At 38.0% G+C, this 16,476-nt stretch carries 16 protein-coding genes; 14 read left to right on the forward strand and 2 right to left on the reverse strand.

Going from position 1 to position 16,476, the window contains the following annotated elements; translation table 11 throughout:
• Window positions 1–99: 99 nt before the first annotated feature.
• From hemA to G504_RS0116515, 11 genes are all read left to right on the forward strand, one after another.
• Entirely contained in the window at window positions 100–1,356 is a 1,257-nt protein-coding gene (gene hemA / locus G504_RS0116465; protein WP_019671299.1) for a glutamyl-tRNA reductase, read from the forward strand.
• The gene (hemC, locus tag G504_RS0116470) at window positions 1,353–2,267 is read left to right on the forward strand and encodes a hydroxymethylbilane synthase (protein WP_019671300.1); all 915 of its coding nucleotides are present in this window, start codon (window positions 1,353–1,355) and stop codon (window positions 2,265–2,267) included. The genes hemA and hemC overlap by 4 nt, the downstream gene beginning before the upstream one ends.
• Window positions 2,264–2,944 (forward strand): uroporphyrinogen-III synthase, encoded by a 681-nt coding sequence (locus G504_RS0116475; RefSeq protein WP_019671301.1) that lies wholly within the window; start codon window positions 2,264–2,266, stop codon window positions 2,942–2,944. The genes hemC and G504_RS0116475 overlap by 4 nt, the downstream gene beginning before the upstream one ends.
• Complete coding sequence (gene hemE / locus G504_RS0116480) at window positions 2,941–3,969, forward strand: uroporphyrinogen decarboxylase (RefSeq protein WP_019671302.1); 1,029 nt, start codon at window positions 2,941–2,943, stop codon at window positions 3,967–3,969. The genes G504_RS0116475 and hemE overlap by 4 nt, the downstream gene beginning before the upstream one ends.
• A gap of 78 nt (window positions 3,970–4,047) precedes the next feature.
• Complete coding sequence (locus G504_RS0116485; protein ID WP_157473462.1) at window positions 4,048–4,572, forward strand: GNAT family N-acetyltransferase; 525 nt, start codon at window positions 4,048–4,050, stop codon at window positions 4,570–4,572.
• Window positions 4,562–5,464: an oxygen-dependent coproporphyrinogen oxidase gene (hemF, locus tag G504_RS0116490; protein WP_026348648.1), complete on the forward strand. Its 903-nt coding sequence runs from the start codon at window positions 4,562–4,564 to the stop codon at window positions 5,462–5,464. Before G504_RS0116485 ends, hemF begins: the two co-directional genes overlap by 11 nt.
• Before the next feature lie 38 nt (window positions 5,465–5,502).
• On the forward strand, window positions 5,503–6,291 hold the full coding sequence (locus G504_RS0116495) for a PhzF family phenazine biosynthesis protein (RefSeq protein WP_019671305.1): 789 nt from the start codon (window positions 5,503–5,505) through the stop codon (window positions 6,289–6,291).
• Window positions 6,292–6,333: 42 nt separating this feature from the next.
• A complete protein-coding gene (gene hemB / locus G504_RS0116500) occupies window positions 6,334–7,323 on the forward strand; it encodes a porphobilinogen synthase (protein WP_019671306.1) in 990 nt (329 codons plus the stop codon).
• 25 nt (window positions 7,324–7,348) lie between these two features.
• Window positions 7,349–8,698 (forward strand): serine hydrolase domain-containing protein, encoded by a 1,350-nt coding sequence (locus G504_RS0116505; RefSeq protein WP_019671307.1) that lies wholly within the window; start codon window positions 7,349–7,351, stop codon window positions 8,696–8,698.
• A 54-nt stretch (window positions 8,699–8,752) separates the two neighbouring features.
• Window positions 8,753–9,856, forward strand: coding sequence for a CNNM domain-containing protein (locus G504_RS0116510; protein ID WP_019671308.1), 1,104 nt, complete (start codon window positions 8,753–8,755; stop codon window positions 9,854–9,856).
• A 3-nt stretch (window positions 9,857–9,859) separates the two neighbouring features.
• The gene (locus G504_RS0116515) at window positions 9,860–10,333 is read left to right on the forward strand and encodes a methylated-DNA--[protein]-cysteine S-methyltransferase (protein WP_019671309.1); all 474 of its coding nucleotides are present in this window, start codon (window positions 9,860–9,862) and stop codon (window positions 10,331–10,333) included.
• A 159-nt stretch (window positions 10,334–10,492) separates the two neighbouring features.
• Here the strand turns inward: G504_RS0116515 and G504_RS0116520 are convergent, their stop codons facing one another.
• Both G504_RS0116520 and G504_RS19730 read right to left on the reverse strand, forming a co-directional pair.
• Window positions 10,493–11,629: a hypothetical protein gene (locus tag G504_RS0116520; protein ID WP_019671310.1), complete on the reverse strand. Its 1,137-nt coding sequence runs from the start codon at window positions 11,627–11,629 to the stop codon at window positions 10,493–10,495.
• Between the two features lie 186 nt (window positions 11,630–11,815).
• On the reverse strand, window positions 11,816–11,965 hold the full coding sequence (locus tag G504_RS19730) for a hypothetical protein (RefSeq protein ID WP_019671311.1): 150 nt from the start codon (window positions 11,963–11,965) through the stop codon (window positions 11,816–11,818).
• Between the two features lie 260 nt (window positions 11,966–12,225).
• Between G504_RS19730 and G504_RS0116530 the strand changes: the two genes are divergently transcribed.
• From G504_RS0116530 to G504_RS0116540, 3 genes are all read left to right on the forward strand, one after another.
• Entirely contained in the window at window positions 12,226–12,939 is a 714-nt protein-coding gene (locus G504_RS0116530) for a 3'-5' exonuclease (protein ID WP_019671312.1), read from the forward strand.
• Between the two features lie 185 nt (window positions 12,940–13,124).
• On the forward strand, window positions 13,125–13,757 hold the full coding sequence (locus tag G504_RS0116535; protein ID WP_019671313.1) for a Pr6Pr family membrane protein: 633 nt from the start codon (window positions 13,125–13,127) through the stop codon (window positions 13,755–13,757).
• A gap of 185 nt (window positions 13,758–13,942) precedes the next feature.
• Window positions 13,943–16,330 (forward strand): arylsulfatase, encoded by a 2,388-nt coding sequence (locus G504_RS0116540; protein WP_019671314.1) that lies wholly within the window; start codon window positions 13,943–13,945, stop codon window positions 16,328–16,330.
• Window positions 16,331–16,476: the final 146 nt, after the last annotated feature.

Raw genomic sequence — 16,476 nt, forward strand, 5'->3', positions numbered from 1 at the left:
CAAAAAAGCTATAAAAAACTTAAAACGATATATATTGTACCTTCAGCGTTATTTTTATTAAATGTATGCTATTATTTTTGTGAGCTATATGGATAATGCATGAAGAGGTATCATATTTCCAAACACAATTCTTTTTATACTGTTGGGCTAAGTTACAAAAATGCCGATGCAGTCGTTCGAGGGAAATTCAGCCTGGACCATGATGCAGCCGAGGCACTTTTAAAAGAAGCTAAAACCATAGGTGTTGATGGTCTGCTTATTACTTCTACCTGTAATCGGACAGAATTACACGGATTTGCGCAGCACCCCTTCCAATTAATTAAACTTCTATGTGATCATTCCAAGGGAACTGTTGAGGAATTTCAGGAAGTGGCGTATGTGTTGAAAAATTATGAAGCAATTAACCATTTGTTTCGTGTAGGTACCGGACTGGACAGTCAGATATTGGGTGACTTTGAAATAATAAGTCAATTAAAAAATAGCTTTTACCGTTCCAGAAAGCACGGCCTGACAAATCACTTTTTAGAACGGCTGGTAAATTCAATAATTCAGGCCAGTAAGAGGATTAAAAATGAAACAGAAATCTCTACGGGGGCTACATCAGTTGCATTTGCATCTGTTCAGTATATTCTAAAAAATGTAACTGATATTTCTGATAAAAACATTCTATTGTTCGGCACAGGTAAAATAGGCAGGAATACTTGTGAAAACCTTGTAAAGCATACAAATCATTCGCATATAACCCTTATAAACCGAACAAAAGATAAGGCTGAAAGAATAGCAGGAAAGTTTAATCTTGTCGTAAAGGATCACGGTGATTTGCAAACAGAAATCCGCAAGACCGATGTCTTAATTGTGGCCACAGGTGCTAATACTCCTACCATCTCAAAAGAACTTATTTATACCAACAAACCACTCTTGATTCTGGATTTATCAATCCCTAAAAATGTAGCAGATAATGTTTTAGACTTACCAGACGTAACTGTTTTACACCTGGATCATCTGTCGCAAATAACAGACGAGACTCTGGAACGCAGAAAACAATATATCCCTAAAGCAGAATCTATTATAGATGAAGTAAAATCAGACTTTAACCAGTGGCTGGAAACCAGAAAATTTGCTCCGGTAATTAAAGCCCTCAAAAAGAAGTTAAACTCAATTAAGGATGAGGAACTGGATTTTCAGTCTAAAAAACTTGCTGATTTTAATTCGGAGCATGCAGATATAATATCTGAACGGATCATTCATAAGATTACTAAACAGTTTGCTAACCATCTGAAAGAATCTGAGAATGATGCGGACGAGAGTTTGCTACTTATTCAGAAAGTCTTTCAAATAGAATTAAACTCCAAATGAAGAAAGTCATTCGAATTGGTACCCGCGATAGTGAACTTGCACTATGGCAGGCGAATGACGTCAAGAAAAAACTTGACAAGATGGGATATTCCACGGAATTAATCCCTGTAAAATCTGACGGCGATCTGGACTTAGATCAACCACTTTATTCGATGGGTATCACCGGAATTTTTACAAAAACACTGGACGCAGCATTACTTGGTAATAAAATAGATATTGCCGTGCATTCCATGAAAGATGTTCCCACCGTTTTACCAAATGGCATTGTTCAGGCTGCGGTATTAAAGCGTGCCAACCACAAGGATATATTGGTTCATAAGGGCCTTGATTTTCTAAATACTGAAGGAATTGTGGCAACGGGCAGTTTAAGAAGAAAAGCGCAGTGGCTGCGTCGTTATCCGCTACATGAAGTAATTGGTTTAAGAGGAAATGTAAATACCCGGTTAAAAAAACTGGAGGATAATTCCTGGGATGCCGCAATTTTTGCAGCTGCCGGCCTTGAACGGTTAAACAAACTTCCGGAAAACTGTACGGAACTTCATTGGATGATACCGGCACCTGCCCAGGGCGTAATGATGGTTGTAACCAAAGAAGGTGACAAGTATTCTCTGGAAGCGCTCACCTCTTTAAATGATAAAACCACGGAGATCTGTGCACAGGTAGAACGTAATTTTTTAAATGAATTAGAAGGCGGATGTACCGCACCTATAGGTGCTTTGGCAACTATTGAAAATAATTTTCTGCTTTTTAAAGGTATTTTATTGTCTCTTGATGGGCAACAGGCAATAGGTGTCGATAAGAAAATTAAATTGGCAGATGCCGCCAATTTTGGCAAGGCCTGTGCACAAGAAATATTAACCAACGGAGGAAAGGAATTGATGCAGGATATTAAAATCCGGATGAATCAATGAAAAATATCCTTTCCACAAAACTTCTTACTCCACATCAGAAGACAATTTTAAATGAGGCCGGCATACATCTCCAGGAATACCAGGCCATAAATATTACTCCAAAAGAATTTCAATTACCTGCCGGTTTTGATAATTATATTTTTACCAGCCAAAATGCGGTTGAGGCGTTTAACCGGCATTTATCAGATTTTCAGAAAAATAGGGAATCTGGAAAAGCATGCTTTTGCGTAGGGGAAAAGACCAGGCTTTTATTGGAAAATAATGGCCAAAAAGTTGCGAAAGTGTCCCAAAATGCGGCAGATTTAGCCTATTTTATAGCAAAATACCATATAAATGAGTCATTTTTGTTTTTTTGCGGAAATAGAAGAATGGATGATTTACCCGGTATTTTGACAAAAAACAAGCTGCATTTCAAAGAAATTACGGTTTACGATACAGAGTTAAACCCTCAGCATTTTTCAGAATCCTTTGATGGCGTATTGTTTTTCAGTCCTTCTGGTGTAAAGAGCTTTACTTTGTCTAATAAAATAGGAAAAAGTGTGGCCTTTTGCATTGGCAATACCACGGCTAAAGAGGCAGCTTTATATACAGATTCCATTATTGTTCCAGATACCCCAACAATAGAAAATCTTTTGAAAAAGGTAATATCACATAATAACTTGAGCTTAAAGAAATGAAAATAAAAAACGATCTGTTTTTAAGAGCATTAAAAGGTGAAACAGTTGAGCGCCCTCCGGTCTGGATGATGAGGCAGGCAGGTAGATACCTTCCAGAATTTATGGCGATTAAGGAGAAATATGATTTCTTTACCAGATGCCGGACACCCGAATTGGCTTCTGAAATTACCGTACAACCTATTCGGCGTTATGGCATGGATGCAGCTATACTTTTTAGTGATATACTTGTGATACCTCAGGCCATGCAAATAGAAGTGCAAATGAAACCCGATTTTGGCCCCTATTTGCCCAATCCTATTCGTTCTCAAATAGATGTAGACAAGGTTTTAGTGCCCGATGTAAATGAAGAGCTGGATTATGTTATGCAGGCGATTGCCGCTACCAAGGAAAAGTTGCAGGATGAGATTCCTTTAATTGGTTTTGCAGGTTCACCATGGACTATACTTTGCTACTGCGTACAAGGACAAGGCAGTAAAACCTTTGATAAGGCCAAGGAATTTTGTTTTACACAACCCGAGGCTGCCCATAATCTGTTACAGAAAATTACAGATACTACTATTTCATATTTGAAAGCCAAGGTAAAAGCAGGTGTAAATGCAGTTCAGGTGTTCGATTCCTGGGGAGGCATGCTTTCTCCGAATGATTATAAAGAATATTCCTGGTATTATATCCAGCAAATCATAGATGCCCTAAAAGATGAAACCCAGGTTATTGTCTTTGGAAAAGGGTGCTGGTTTGCCCTGGGTGATATGGCAAAATCCGGTGCAGCGGCACTTGGAGTAGATTGGACTTGTTCTGCGCGAAATGCACGGTATTTGACAGGAGGGAAAATAACGCTCCAGGGAAATTTTGATCCAGCCCGTTTATTATCTCCCCCGGAAGTCATTAAAAAAATGGTCACCCAAATGATAAATGAATTTGGAAAAGATAAATATGTGGTTAATCTTGGCCATGGGATTCTGCCCAACGTCCCTGTGGAAAACGCAAAAGCGTTTATAGATGCGGTAAAAGAGTATAAACCTTAAGAAGGCAAAAGGGTTTTAAATTACTTAATGCCCTTTCTTTATCTCATTAGAATCAAGTGATTGATGTCGGATAGTCGAATGAATAGTTTATTTGCTTTAGAGCCATTAACAACTGTGGATGTCTCCTCTTTACATGCTTTTTTAGCGTCAAATAAAAAAGAATTTCTTCGCTTTTTCCCAATCACCTTAGGCCAAAATGAGACGATTAAAGACTCTGAAAACTATATTCTTCATAAAAGTGATCAGATAAAGTTGAAAACAGAATTTACTTTTGCCATAAAGGCAAACAAGACTGTAGTAGGCTTACTTATATTAAAAAATTTGAATTGGGAACTTAAGCGGGGTGAAATAGCTTATTGTATTGATAAAAATTATCAGGGTAGAGGTTGGATTACTAGAGCTGTAAAGGAAATCACTTCTTTTGCACTCAATGATCTTGGCTTAAAAAGTCTGGAAATAATTGTCTCCAAACTAAATAAAGCAAGTATTCGGGTAGCAGAAAAATGCGGGTATAAATGGACAAAAACATTGTTAAAAGGCTTTATCCCTCCAAATGAAGAACCGATTGATATGGAATTATATGAAAGATCAAATGAAAAATAAATTCTACGGTTACATTGAAAAACTTCAAGACACCATTACTTCCAGGTTAGAAGAAATAGATGGTTCTGCCAAATTTCGTGAAGATATTTGGAAACGTCCGGAAGGTGGAGGAGGCAGGACCAGGGTAATTGAATATGGCTCTGTTTTTGAAAAGGGTGGTGTAAATATTTCTGCCGTGCATGGTGAGCTTCCAAAAAGTATGCAAACCTATTTTGGTGTAGAAGATGCTGATTTTTATGCATGTGGCCTGAGTTTGGTTCTCCATCCGAAAAATCCTATGGTTCCGACTGTGCATGCTAACTGGCGTTATTTCGAAATGTATGATAAAAAAGGGGATTTGGTAGATCAATGGTTTGGTGGTGGCCTGGATCTTACGCCCTATTACTTATTTGAGGAAGATGCTAAGCACTTCCATTCAATTTGCAAAGCCTCTTGTGATGCGCATGATCCTGATTTTTATACAAGTTATAAAAAGAAATGTGATGACTATTTCTGGAATAGCCATCGCGGGGAAGCACGTGGAATAGGTGGCCTGTTCTTTGATTACTGCAAAGTAACTGATAAAATGAGTATTGAGGATTGGTATAGCTTTGTCACAACCGTTGGAGATAGTTTTCTTGAGGCATATATACCAATTGTTATAAAAAGAAAAGCCCTTAATTATACCAATAAACAAAGGGATTGGCAAGAAATTCGGCGAGGTCGCTACGTAGAGTTTAATCTGGTTCATGACAAGGGGACACTTTTTGGACTAAAGACCAATGGCCGTATAGAAAGTATTCTTATGAGCCTGCCGCCACATGTTCAATGGAAGTATGACCATCATCCGGAAGAAGGCAGTGAAGAGGCCAGGTTAATCGACGTATTGAAGGATCCAAAATCGTGGGTTTGATCTTTTTAGTTGTAATTTAGAAGGAAATATCCACTAAGATGCTCCAAAAATTATACCAGATAGATGCCTTTACAGATCAGCTCTACTCCGGGAATCCGGCCGCTGTTTGTATTCTGGAAAACTGGATACAGGATAGCATCATGCAAAAAATAGCCATGGAAAATAATCTTGCTGAAACTGCATTTGCTGTTAAGGAAGGTTCTCAGTATATCATCAGGTGGTTTACCCCGGAGTTGGAAGTGGATTTGTGCGGGCATGCAACCCTGGCCACGGCTTATGTCCTGTTTAACTACTATAATTTGAATGTTTCTTTTATTGAATTTTTTTCACCCAGAAGCGGTAAACTTTTAGTGGAAAAGGGTGAAAACGGTTTGTTAATCCTGGATTTTCCCACAGATGATATTCAATCGATAAAACAAATTCAATTACTAAGTGACGCCCTGGGTAAGAATCCGGTTCAGACACTGAAAGGCAAGACAGACTATCTCCTTATTTATAATAATCAGGAAGAAATAGAACAATTGAGGCCAAATTTCTTCCTGCTCAATCAACTGGCAGCACGCGGCGTAATTGTTTCCGCTCCAGGAGATGAGGTAGATTTTGTATCGCGTTTCTTTGCTCCCCAATGTGGAGTCAATGAAGACCCTGTTACCGGTTCAGCCCATACCAGCCTTATTCCCTATTGGTCCCGGGCCCTTGGTAAATCTAAACTTGTTGCAAAACAGTTATCTAAAAGGGGAGGTGATATTTACTGTGAGTTCATGGACAATCGGGTGAAAATTGCGGGAAGGGCAGTGCCTTATTTAAAAGGCCAGATTATTATTTAGAATATATTCATTTACATTACCTTTAAGCTTAAAATAAAGTAAATGTATCCACTTCGAAGAAATAGAAGATTGCGAGCAAACAGTGCTATTCGGCATTTGGTTCGTGAAACAATTTTAACGCCCAGTGATTTTTTAGTTCCATTGTTTGTTGTTGAAGGTCATGGAGTTAAGGAAGAAATTCCTTCCATGCCAAATTACTACAGGTTAAGCCTGGACAATCTCGGCAAGGAAGTGAAAGAACTATGGAACATGGGACTTTGCGCAGTTCTGCTTTTTGTAAAAGTTCCGGACAACTTAAAAGACAATAAGGGAACAGAAGCCCTTAATGAACATGGTTTAATGCAGCGTGCAATAAATACTGTTAAGAGTGCCTGCCCTGATATGCTGGTTATGACAGATGTTGCGCTAGACCCATATTCCTCTTTCGGGCATGATGGAATAGTAGCCAATGGACAAATTCTAAATGATGAGACAAGTGAAATATTAGCACAAATGAGTATTTCCCATGCCGAAGCAGGTGCAGATTTCGTAGCTCCAAGTGATATGATGGATGGAAGGATACAAATTATCAGAGAGGCCCTGGAGGATGAGGAATTAACCAACACGGGTATTATGTCTTATTGTGCCAAGTATGCAAGCGGTTTCTATGGCCCTTTCCGTGAAGCTCTGGAATCAGCTCCTGTAAAGCAGAGCAACGTCCCTCTGGATAAGCAGACCTACCAGATGGATCCGGCCAACAGGATAGAGGCCATTAAAGAAGCCCATATGGATGTTGATGAAGGGGCAGATATTGTTATGGTAAAACCGGGAATTTGTTATCTGGATATCGTTAGAGAGATAAAAGATGAAGTGGAGGTGCCAGTTGCTGTTTATCAGGTTTCAGGAGAATATGCCATGCTAAAGGCTGCAGCAGAAAAAGGATGGCTGGATCATGATTCTGTTATGATGGAGCAATTGATCTCCATAAAGCGCGCAGGAGCAGATATCATTGCCAGTTACTTTGCAAAAGATGCCGTAAGGCTTATGGGTTAGCCATTTTACTACAGCATTCAATCCTATGGAAAGAATTGAATTCTATTTTCATTCATTTTATGCTTTAATACTATTGGGTATTTTCTCTACCTTTTCCCATGCCCAGGATAGTCCTTCAAAAGCTTTGGATGCAAGTAACGCGGACAGCAAAAGCAACAATAGCCTTATCCCAATAGAGCTGGTTTCTAAGGAAACCAGCCAAAAAGTTGATTCAATTATAACAAATGGCATCAAGAACCATGCTTTTCCGGGGGCCCAGGTTCTGGTAGCTAAAAAAGGTGCCGTAATCTTTCATAAGGCATTTGGTTTTTATACTTACGACAGCATACAACCTGTTGCATTGAATGCTATTTATGACCTGGCATCAGTTACGAAAATTACGGGCCCGTTGCTTGCTCTGATGAAACTATACGACGAAGGAAAACTTAATCTGGATGCTCCATTTAGCAATTACTGGAAACCCTGGGGGAAAGTAAAAAACAAAAAAAACCTGACCCTGCGGGAAATACTTTCTCATCAGGCAGGGTTAAAGCCATATTTTGTCTTTCTGAATAAAGTTCAAGAAAAAGGCCGGCTCAAGCGAAAATATATCCGCTCTGAGCCTTCGCCCAGATTTAAATCCCGGGCTTACGAGAATCTCTATGTAAAAAATAGATTTGTAAAAAAAATATATAGGGAAATTAACCGGTCCGAGGTAAGTGAAAATAAAACCTACTTATATTCCGGCCTGTCTTTTTTAATATTCCCTGAACTTATTTCGCAGCTTAGCGGAGTCTCTTATGAATATTATTTACAAAAACATTTCTATTTACCAATGGGTGCTGCGGCGCTAGGGTTTAATCCAAAAACTAAGGGGTATCCCAATGTCATTGTACCAACGGAAGTAGATACCCTATTCAGGAAAGACCTTGTAAAAGGATGGGTACATGATGAAAATGCCGCTCTTATGGGAGGAATCTCAGGAAATGCCGGCTTGTTCGGTACGGCCAGAGATCTTCATAAAATAATGCAAATGCTGGAGAATTATGGTATTTATGAAGGCCACAGGTATCTTTCGGAGGCTACTGTCAAAGAATTTACAAAAGTTCAATTTCCCGGGAATGACAACAGACGCGGTCTTGGTTTTGATAAGCCCCTTTTAAATAATATGACATTACCAATTACCAGTGCCTATCCTGCAGTAGCTGCAAGTGAAGAAAGCTTTGGACATTCAGGTTTTACAGGAACTTTTATATGGGCCGACCCAATAAACCAATTGGTATTTATTTTTCTTTCCAACCGGGTTTATCCCACACGCAATAATCGAAATTTATACGAACTAAATATTCGCCCGCAATTACATCAGTTATTTTATGATGACCAGGGGGACAAATAACTTTTAAAAATACTAAATCATATTATTAGTATTTTAGTACTATAATTAAACCAAATGGAATTACTTCTCTTATATGCTTTTGTCTCTATATTTTTCTCGTTTTTGTGTTCCATTTTAGAAGCCGTGCTATTAAGTATTACCCGTACTTACATTAATTTAAAGAAAAAAGAAGGGAAGCATTATGCCCAAACTCTCGAAAATTTAAAAAAGGATGTGGACCAGCCTCTAATTGCCATCCTTACCCTGAATACAATAGCGCATACGGTTGGCGCCATACTTGTGGGGGTACAGGCTAAAGTAGCATATCAGGAAATTTACGGGAGTACCACCCGCACCTTATTTGGATTTACTTTTACTGAAGAATTTATGGTTGGTGTAGTGTCTGCAATAATGACCATATTAATTCTTGTGCTTTCAGAAATTATACCAAAGACCATTGGCGCCACTTACTGGAAAAAACTTGCCAATTTTACCGCAAAATCCCTTAAAATAATGGTTTTAGCGCTAAAATGGACAGGCTTGCTTTGGCTACTTCAGCTTTTTACAAGACTTATTGGGAAAAAAGAAGTGTATGGCAGTGTCCTGAGCAAAGAGGATTTCACTACAATGGCCGATATAGCGCATGAAGAAGGAGTTTTTCAGGAATCAGAATCAAAAGTGATAAAAAACCTGTTGAAATTTGATGAGATTTATGCAAAGGACATCATGACTCCGCGTGCAGTAATGAAAATTGCAGAAGAATCTATATCGATAAAGGAATTTTTTGAAGAAAACCCTAAACTGCGGTTCTCAAGGATTCCTATTTATGGAGATAGCGAAGATAATATTACCGGATATGTCTTAAAAGATAATGTTTTGGAAGAAATCATAAATGAAAATGGGGATATTCCTCTTGCGAATATTAAGAGATCTCTTTTAATTACTAAAAGGGATACCCCGATTCCACAATTATTTGAGACTTTAATTGCGAAAAGGGAACATATTGCGCTGGTTGTTGACGAATACGGTTCCGTTAGTGGCCTGGTATCCATGGAGGATGTCATCGAAACATTATTAGGACTGGAAATTATGGACGAAAGCGACAACGTTGAAGATTTACAACTGCTGGCAAGGAAAAAGTGGGAAGACAGAGCAAAAAAAACCGGTATAATAGAATAGAAAATGGCTACTGCATATATTAGCACTCCTTTAGGAAGTGCAAAGCTGGAAGGTGATGAAAATGGCCTGAATACGGTCACTGTGCTGGAGCAGGATGAGCCGGAAAGTAAGATTATCCCTGATGTTCTGATAGATGCAGCCTATCAGTTAAATGAATATTTTGAAGGTAAACGTCAGAACTTTGATCTTTTGCTGAACCCGGAAGGAACTGAATTCCAAAAAAAGGTATGGTCCTTATTGTCTGAAATTCCATATGGGAAAACCTTGTCTTATTTAGAGCTTTCCAGGAGACTTGGAGATGTAAAAGCTATTCGTGCGGTTGCTTCGGCCAACGGAAAAAACCCATTATGGATAATTATCCCCTGCCACAGGGTAATTGGTTCAGATGGTTCATTAACAGGATATGCCGGTGGTTTGCACCGCAAAAAATGGCTGTTAAACCACGAGAGTCCTTCCAGGCAACAATCTTTATTTTAAATCTGCAGACTAAGCGGTTTGCAAAGGCATACTTTCCTAAACTTATTCGGTTTAAAATAAGTAATTCGTCGTTGTTTTATCCGTATTGACCTTATGGAGAAAAAAAAGAGCTGTTCCCGGAGCTTAAAAAACAAACCGTATGGTCGGTTCTTTGTTTTTCTAATTATCAATAAAACGCGTTGGTGCAAATTTCAAATTAGTATTCTTCAACAACCTGCCTTTTTCAGAAATAATAAGTACTCCTCCCTCCAGCGTTTCGACATTTACAAATTTGGCGTAGCCCATAAGGAACGTCTTGCTTTTTTCATTATAAGCAAAGGCAGTAAGCTCAATATCAAGCCCTAGTTCATCCTGAACTTGCTGAACAATGGAGGGCATATCAATAATTACATTCTCTTTTGTAATAAAATCGTAGGTAGCAGGGCCAAATGGAATTAATGAAGGCTGTGCATACAGATTGAGATAATAAAGTTTCTCGTTATAAATGGAGGCCACAGATTGGATAGGTCCTGCCAGGAAATACCTGTTTATTGAGAAGAGGTCTTGTTGTATTACATTGAGGGTCTGCAAATCATAGAGCGTTAATTCATAATCAGACGCCGAATTCCCGCTAAAAATGTACATCTCCCCATCTTTATTAATCAAAATGCTAGGGACCAGTTTTCCAAAATCAAAGGTTCTTATTATAAGGTTGCTCTCTGTGTCTAAAACAGCAAGTTTATAATTGGCCTCCTGATCCAAATAGGTGACTAACAGCCGGCCATCGTAATATATAGGTTCAAATACATCATTAACATTGTACTCAATTATTAAATCTGTCTCCTGCTCAGTAGTAAGGTCTATAGTCCTGATCCCATAGTTAGTAGACGCTTCGGGGTTGAAAAATCCCAGAAAAAGTTTGTTTTCCGAACTGGCTCCCCAGATAACCGATCTTTCATTGGAAATTGTATAAAATTCGTTTAGAAAGGTGCTCTCTCCGGTTACATGATTTCTTTGTACCGCAGAAAAACTACCTGCTGCAAAGCTGAAAAAAGTAAGAACCTGAGATACCTGTCTTAAAGTGAGGTACTCCCGGTTAATATTACTTTCTTGTGTTAAGTTAAATAACTCCCCTTCATCTTGTGAACCATCATAATTATACTGAAAAACACTTTGAAAATTCTGGCCTATAACTATGTAATCCGGCATCTGTTCCTCAGAAACCATTTCGGGTCTATTGTCGTCATTTGTACAGCTTATAAAAAGGGAGCTAATAACCAGGAGGTGGAATACCCCCAAGATCTTATAAAATTTCATGCACTTTTTTTTTTAAAGATACATAATATCCTATTGTGAGCGGCCCATGAGACAAAGAAGTTATTTCTTTAGAACTTTTACTTGTAAATAAAGTTTAGAACTTTGAGCTCTTGCAGGCAAGGACTATATTTAAGGTAAAATTTTAATGCGCCTATGTGGTGCCTGCCTTATTTTAGTTAATGGTATTTACCCATTTTCCTGAGTGGGAGTAATTATTTCCAAATCTCCCTCATTGTCCGAATCGTCATTTGTACAGGAGACAGAAAAACACAGAGAAAATACAAAAGCAAGCATGAATAACTTTTTGATCAGTTTAAAATAAGATTGTGGTTTCATAGCTATAATAATTTAAAAGGCATTCTGGGGTTATTAAAACGTTTTTTCCGTTTATTTATTGAATTTTAAGATTGTAATTCGATAAACTGCAAATATCCTGCATTACCAATATGTATCTTGGATAAAACTACTTAGCAGGGAAAGCCAAAAGTTTCTGAATATTGTTCCTATCTTTAGTTTTAAAGTTCAAAAAATTAAACTCTAGCTATACTATTAGTCTATTAAGGTTGAAAATGAAACTACTTTAAAAATTGATTGGCATGTTACAGAAACTAAATCTTGAGGATATCCTTTTTTTAGATATCGAAACTGTTCCTGAAGTAGCGAAGTATGCGGACTTAGATGACTATAAAAAAGAACTATGGGGACAGAAATCACAGTATCAGCGCAAAGATGAATTCACAGCGGAAGAATTTTACGAAAGGGCCGGAATTTGGGCAGAATTTGGCAAAATAATATGTATTTCCGTAGGCTATTTTTTGATTAAAGATGGGGTTAGAAATTTCAGGGTTACGACATTTCAGGGGGACGAAGTAAGGCTTCTGAAAGACTTTAAAAAATTGCTTAACGAACATTTCAGCCGTCCAAAAAATCTGCTATGTGCACATAATGGGAAAGAATTTGATTTCCCATATATAGCGCGAAGATTAATTATCAATAGTATTTCGCTCCCTTATAAGCTGGACCTTTTTGGAAAAAAACCCTGGGAAGTGCCTCATTTGGACACAATGGAGTTATGGAAATTTGGAGATTTTAAGCATTATACCTCCCTGAAACTTATGGCCAATATTCTGGGTATCCCTTCTCCCAAAGAAGATATGGATGGTAGTATGGTAAGAGATGTTTATTATGAAGAAGGTGATTTGGATCGCATAGTGACTTATTGTGAACTAGATGTTATCACTTTAGTACAGGTCTTTCTAAGACTTCGCAATGATGACTTATTGACTGAAAACCAAATCTTTCATATTTAGAATTATTCCTCCAGCCAGCTTGAGATTTCTCTTTCACAAAGAACACTTTTAAGTCACTCTCTCTAATTGGGGGTCTTGTATTAAATATATTATACTCATAATCTTAGTTGTACTATCTTAGTTTATATAAAAGATATATAGTTAATAACTATATCCAATTGTTGGCAACAATTTAAGAAAACTGAATGAAAAAAGGGATTATACTAGCAATTACGATTATAGGATGGATAACATTATCTGTCCGACTTTATTTGAGAATTACGGAATATGATTTTTCTGCTTTTGAATCTACAATTCAATTCTTTAGTTATTTCACGATTCTGACTAATTTATTTGTTACTATCTATTGTACGAATCAATTATTGAGACCTAACGAAAAGAGTACATCTATCTTAAATAAACCAGAAACTCTCACGGCTTTAATGGTTTTTATAATGATAGTAGGATTAGTTTATCACGTTGCACTAAAACCGATATGGAATCCAGAAGGAATACAAATGATATTAAGTGAAATATGCCACACATTTATTCCTCTATGCACATTTATACTTTGGATTATTTCAGACAACAAAAAGACAATTGAATTAAAAAGACTATTGAAATGGTTATTGTATCCTATTGTATACATTGTCTTTGTTTTGATAAGAGGAAGTTTCTCTAATTTTTATCCATATCCCTTTTTGGATGTACAAACATTAGGAATTGGTAAAGTCTTAACCAACAGTCTATTTCTGTTGGTTGTTATGGCAGTATTTCTAGTGTTATTTTACTTTATTGGAAAGAAATTATCGAAAAAAACTGTTGCCAACAATGTATAAAAATAATAGCGGGTTTATCGCTAAAACTAAAGTAAGTAAATATAATAAAGGTCTTTGTTTAACTGAAAAGTTAGTGCGTGAAAATCCGCTACTATTCTTATACTAGACCGTTGTATGCCATGCTGAAAGAACAAAAGAGCTGTTTTATTGCCAACGTTAGAATTACATTAATAAGAAGGAGTATTATGAAATTTAAAAAACACTTAATAGCCATCCTTGGCTTAGGAATACTGATAACAGGGTGTAATCCTCAAAAAAATCCTGATCATTCAGAAAACCTGCAAAAGCAGGACGGGAGGGTTCTCCCATTTCCAAGAATTGCTTCTGAAAGCCAGACAGGCCAAACCTTGGCCGAAAGTAAATTAGCACCATGGCCAAACAACAAACACCTGGCTGATGATGCTCCTAATGTACTTATTGTTTTGATAGATGATGTTGGTTTCGGGGTTTCAGAAACATTTGGAGGGGAAGTAGCCACACCTACGCTTACAAAACTAGCAAACGAAGGAATTATGTATAACCGATTCCATACCACTTCAATCTGTTCTCCTACTCGGGCTTCTTTGCTAACTGGAAGAAACCACACAAGAGTGTCATCTGGCACCATTGCAGAACGAGCTGTTAATTTTGATGGATATACAGGCGTCATCCCCAAAACTTCAGCTACCGTAGCCGAAGTGCTTAAAAACTATGGTTACCATACTGCTGCCTTTGGAAAATGGCATAATTCACCTGCCAACCAAACTACGTCAATGGGACCAAAAGACTTTTGGCCAAATGGCTATGGATTTGAATATTTCTATGGATTTTTAGCGGGAGAAACCTCCCAATATGAACCACGATTATTTGAAAATTATAATGCCATTGAACCTCCCCACGACCCTAATTATCATTTGACAGAAGATATGGCAGAGCAAGGTCTTAAGTGGTTGGGAGAGCACAAAGCCTATTCGCCAGACAAGCCTTTTTTCATGTACTGGGCTCCGGGAGCCGCTCATGGTCCACATCATATTTTTAAAGAATGGTCAGAGAAATACAAAGACAAGTTTGATGGAGGTTGGGATGAATACAGAGCAAGAGTCTTTCAACGTCAGTTAGCTATGGGAATAATTCCTGAGGGGACTGAATTAACGGAAAGAGACTCCACAATGGTCGCATGGGATGATATTCCTGAAGATGAAAAAGAGTTTCAATTGCGCTTAATGGAAGTGTTTGCAGGTTTTGTAGAACATACGGATGTGCAAGTAGGTAAGCTAATCGACGGTATGGATGCTATGGGCTACAAAGACAACACCATCGTGATTTACATTTTTGGCGATAACGGTTCTAGTGCAGAAGGACAAAACGGCAGTATAAGTGAGTTGCTAGCTCAAAACCAGATACCTAACACCATTAGTCAACAAATGGCTGCATTGGACAAAATTGGTGGCTTAGATGCGCTAGGAACCAACAAGGTAGAAAACATGTATCATTCTGGTTGGGCATGGGCAGGAAGTACTCCGTTTAGAAGCACAAAATTGGTTGCAGCGCATTTTGGAGGAACACGAAACCCGATGGTGATTTCCTGGCCCAAAAGAATAAAACCTGACAAGGAAATTCGCAGCCAATTTCTTCATGTAAATGACATTGTTCCCACGCTGTATGATATTATAGGTATACAACATCCTGAAATTGTTAATGGCTTTGAGCAAGACCAGATGGATGGAAAAAGTTTTGCACAAACATTTACCAACCCCAATGCAGAGAATTTAAAAAAGACCCAATTTTTTGATAATAACGGTAGTCGTGGAGTTTATCATGAGGGTTGGTTTGCAAGTACATTTGGCCCACTGCGCCCTTGGGTTTCTGCACAAAAAGGATTAGAAGACTGGAACTCAAATGAAGACGTTTGGCAGCTTTATGATTTGAAAAATGATTTCTCACAAGCGCATGATCTTTCAGCCGAATATCCAGAAAAACTAGCTGAACTAAAAGAACTGTTTTTAAATGAAGCCAAGGAAAATAAAGATTTCCCCATTGGTGCGGGTATTTGGTTAAGGCTGCATCCGGAAGATGTGATTACCTCACCCTATACCGAATGGACATTTAACCAAACCACAACAAGGATGCCGGAATTTGCTGCACCAGGTCTTGGTAAAAAAAGTAATACCGTGGTGATAGATCTGGAGGTAAAAGAAAACCAAAGTGGTGTATTATATGCGCTCGGTGGAAGCGCTGGTGGATTAACTTGCTACATGGATAATGGCTATTTAAAATACGAATACAACATGATGATTATCCACCAATTTAAAGTGAGCAGTAAAAATAAAATTGGTATGGGTAAGCATGAATTTGAGATTACCACAAAGATAAAAGACAATAAGCCTGGAGCACCAGCAACGATCACTTTGAAAGTAGATGGTAAAGAAGTTGGTGCCATGACCACTTTGGGTACAGTGCCAGCGGCATTTTCAGCTAGTGAAACTTTGGATATTGGTACAGATTTAGGCTCGCCTGTTTCCTTCGATTATTTTGAAAAGGCACCATTTAAGTTTAACGGCACAATCAATTCTGTTTATATCAAATTATTGTAAATGAAAAGAAAGCACGGCATACAACATTGTATAAAAGCAATAGCGGTTTAGGTGCGAACTTGAACCGCTTTTTGTATCTATTTAAGTATCTTGCTATCTGGCAGTTTAGTGGCCTAAATCCGCTACTGCTCATATGCAGACCGTTG

Source organism: Eudoraea adriatica DSM 19308 (genome assembly GCF_000382125.1).
GTDB classification, from domain to species: domain Bacteria; phylum Bacteroidota; class Bacteroidia; order Flavobacteriales; family Flavobacteriaceae; genus Eudoraea; species Eudoraea adriatica.

Coding starts and splice junctions, on each gene's coding strand:
- G504_RS0116485 (WP_157473462.1), top strand. CDS start 4,048: ATGAATAGTTTATTTGCTTTAGAGCCATTAACAACTGTGGATGTCTCC.
- G504_RS0116515 (WP_019671309.1), top strand. CDS start 9,860: ATGGCTACTGCATATATTAGCACTCCTTTAGGAAGTGCAAAGCTGGAA.
- G504_RS0116495 (WP_019671305.1), top strand. CDS start 5,503: ATGCTCCAAAAATTATACCAGATAGATGCCTTTACAGATCAGCTCTAC.
- G504_RS0116540 (WP_019671314.1), top strand. CDS start 13,943: ATGAAATTTAAAAAACACTTAATAGCCATCCTTGGCTTAGGAATACTG.
- hemF (WP_026348648.1), top strand. CDS start 4,562: ATGAAAAATAAATTCTACGGTTACATTGAAAAACTTCAAGACACCATT.
- hemE (WP_019671302.1), top strand. CDS start 2,941: ATGAAAATAAAAAACGATCTGTTTTTAAGAGCATTAAAAGGTGAAACA.
- G504_RS0116530 (WP_019671312.1), top strand. CDS start 12,226: ATGTTACAGAAACTAAATCTTGAGGATATCCTTTTTTTAGATATCGAA.
- hemA (WP_019671299.1), top strand. CDS start 100: ATGAAGAGGTATCATATTTCCAAACACAATTCTTTTTATACTGTTGGG.
- G504_RS0116520 (WP_019671310.1), bottom strand. CDS start 11,629: ATGAAATTTTATAAGATCTTGGGGGTATTCCACCTCCTGGTTATTAGC.
- G504_RS0116505 (WP_019671307.1), top strand. CDS start 7,349: ATGGAAAGAATTGAATTCTATTTTCATTCATTTTATGCTTTAATACTA.
- G504_RS0116535 (WP_019671313.1), top strand. CDS start 13,125: ATGAAAAAAGGGATTATACTAGCAATTACGATTATAGGATGGATAACA.
- G504_RS19730 (WP_019671311.1), bottom strand. CDS start 11,965: ATGAAACCACAATCTTATTTTAAACTGATCAAAAAGTTATTCATGCTT.
- G504_RS0116510 (WP_019671308.1), top strand. CDS start 8,753: ATGGAATTACTTCTCTTATATGCTTTTGTCTCTATATTTTTCTCGTTT.
- G504_RS0116475 (WP_019671301.1), top strand. CDS start 2,264: ATGAAAAATATCCTTTCCACAAAACTTCTTACTCCACATCAGAAGACA.
- hemB (WP_019671306.1), top strand. CDS start 6,334: ATGTATCCACTTCGAAGAAATAGAAGATTGCGAGCAAACAGTGCTATT.
- hemC (WP_019671300.1), top strand. CDS start 1,353: ATGAAGAAAGTCATTCGAATTGGTACCCGCGATAGTGAACTTGCACTA.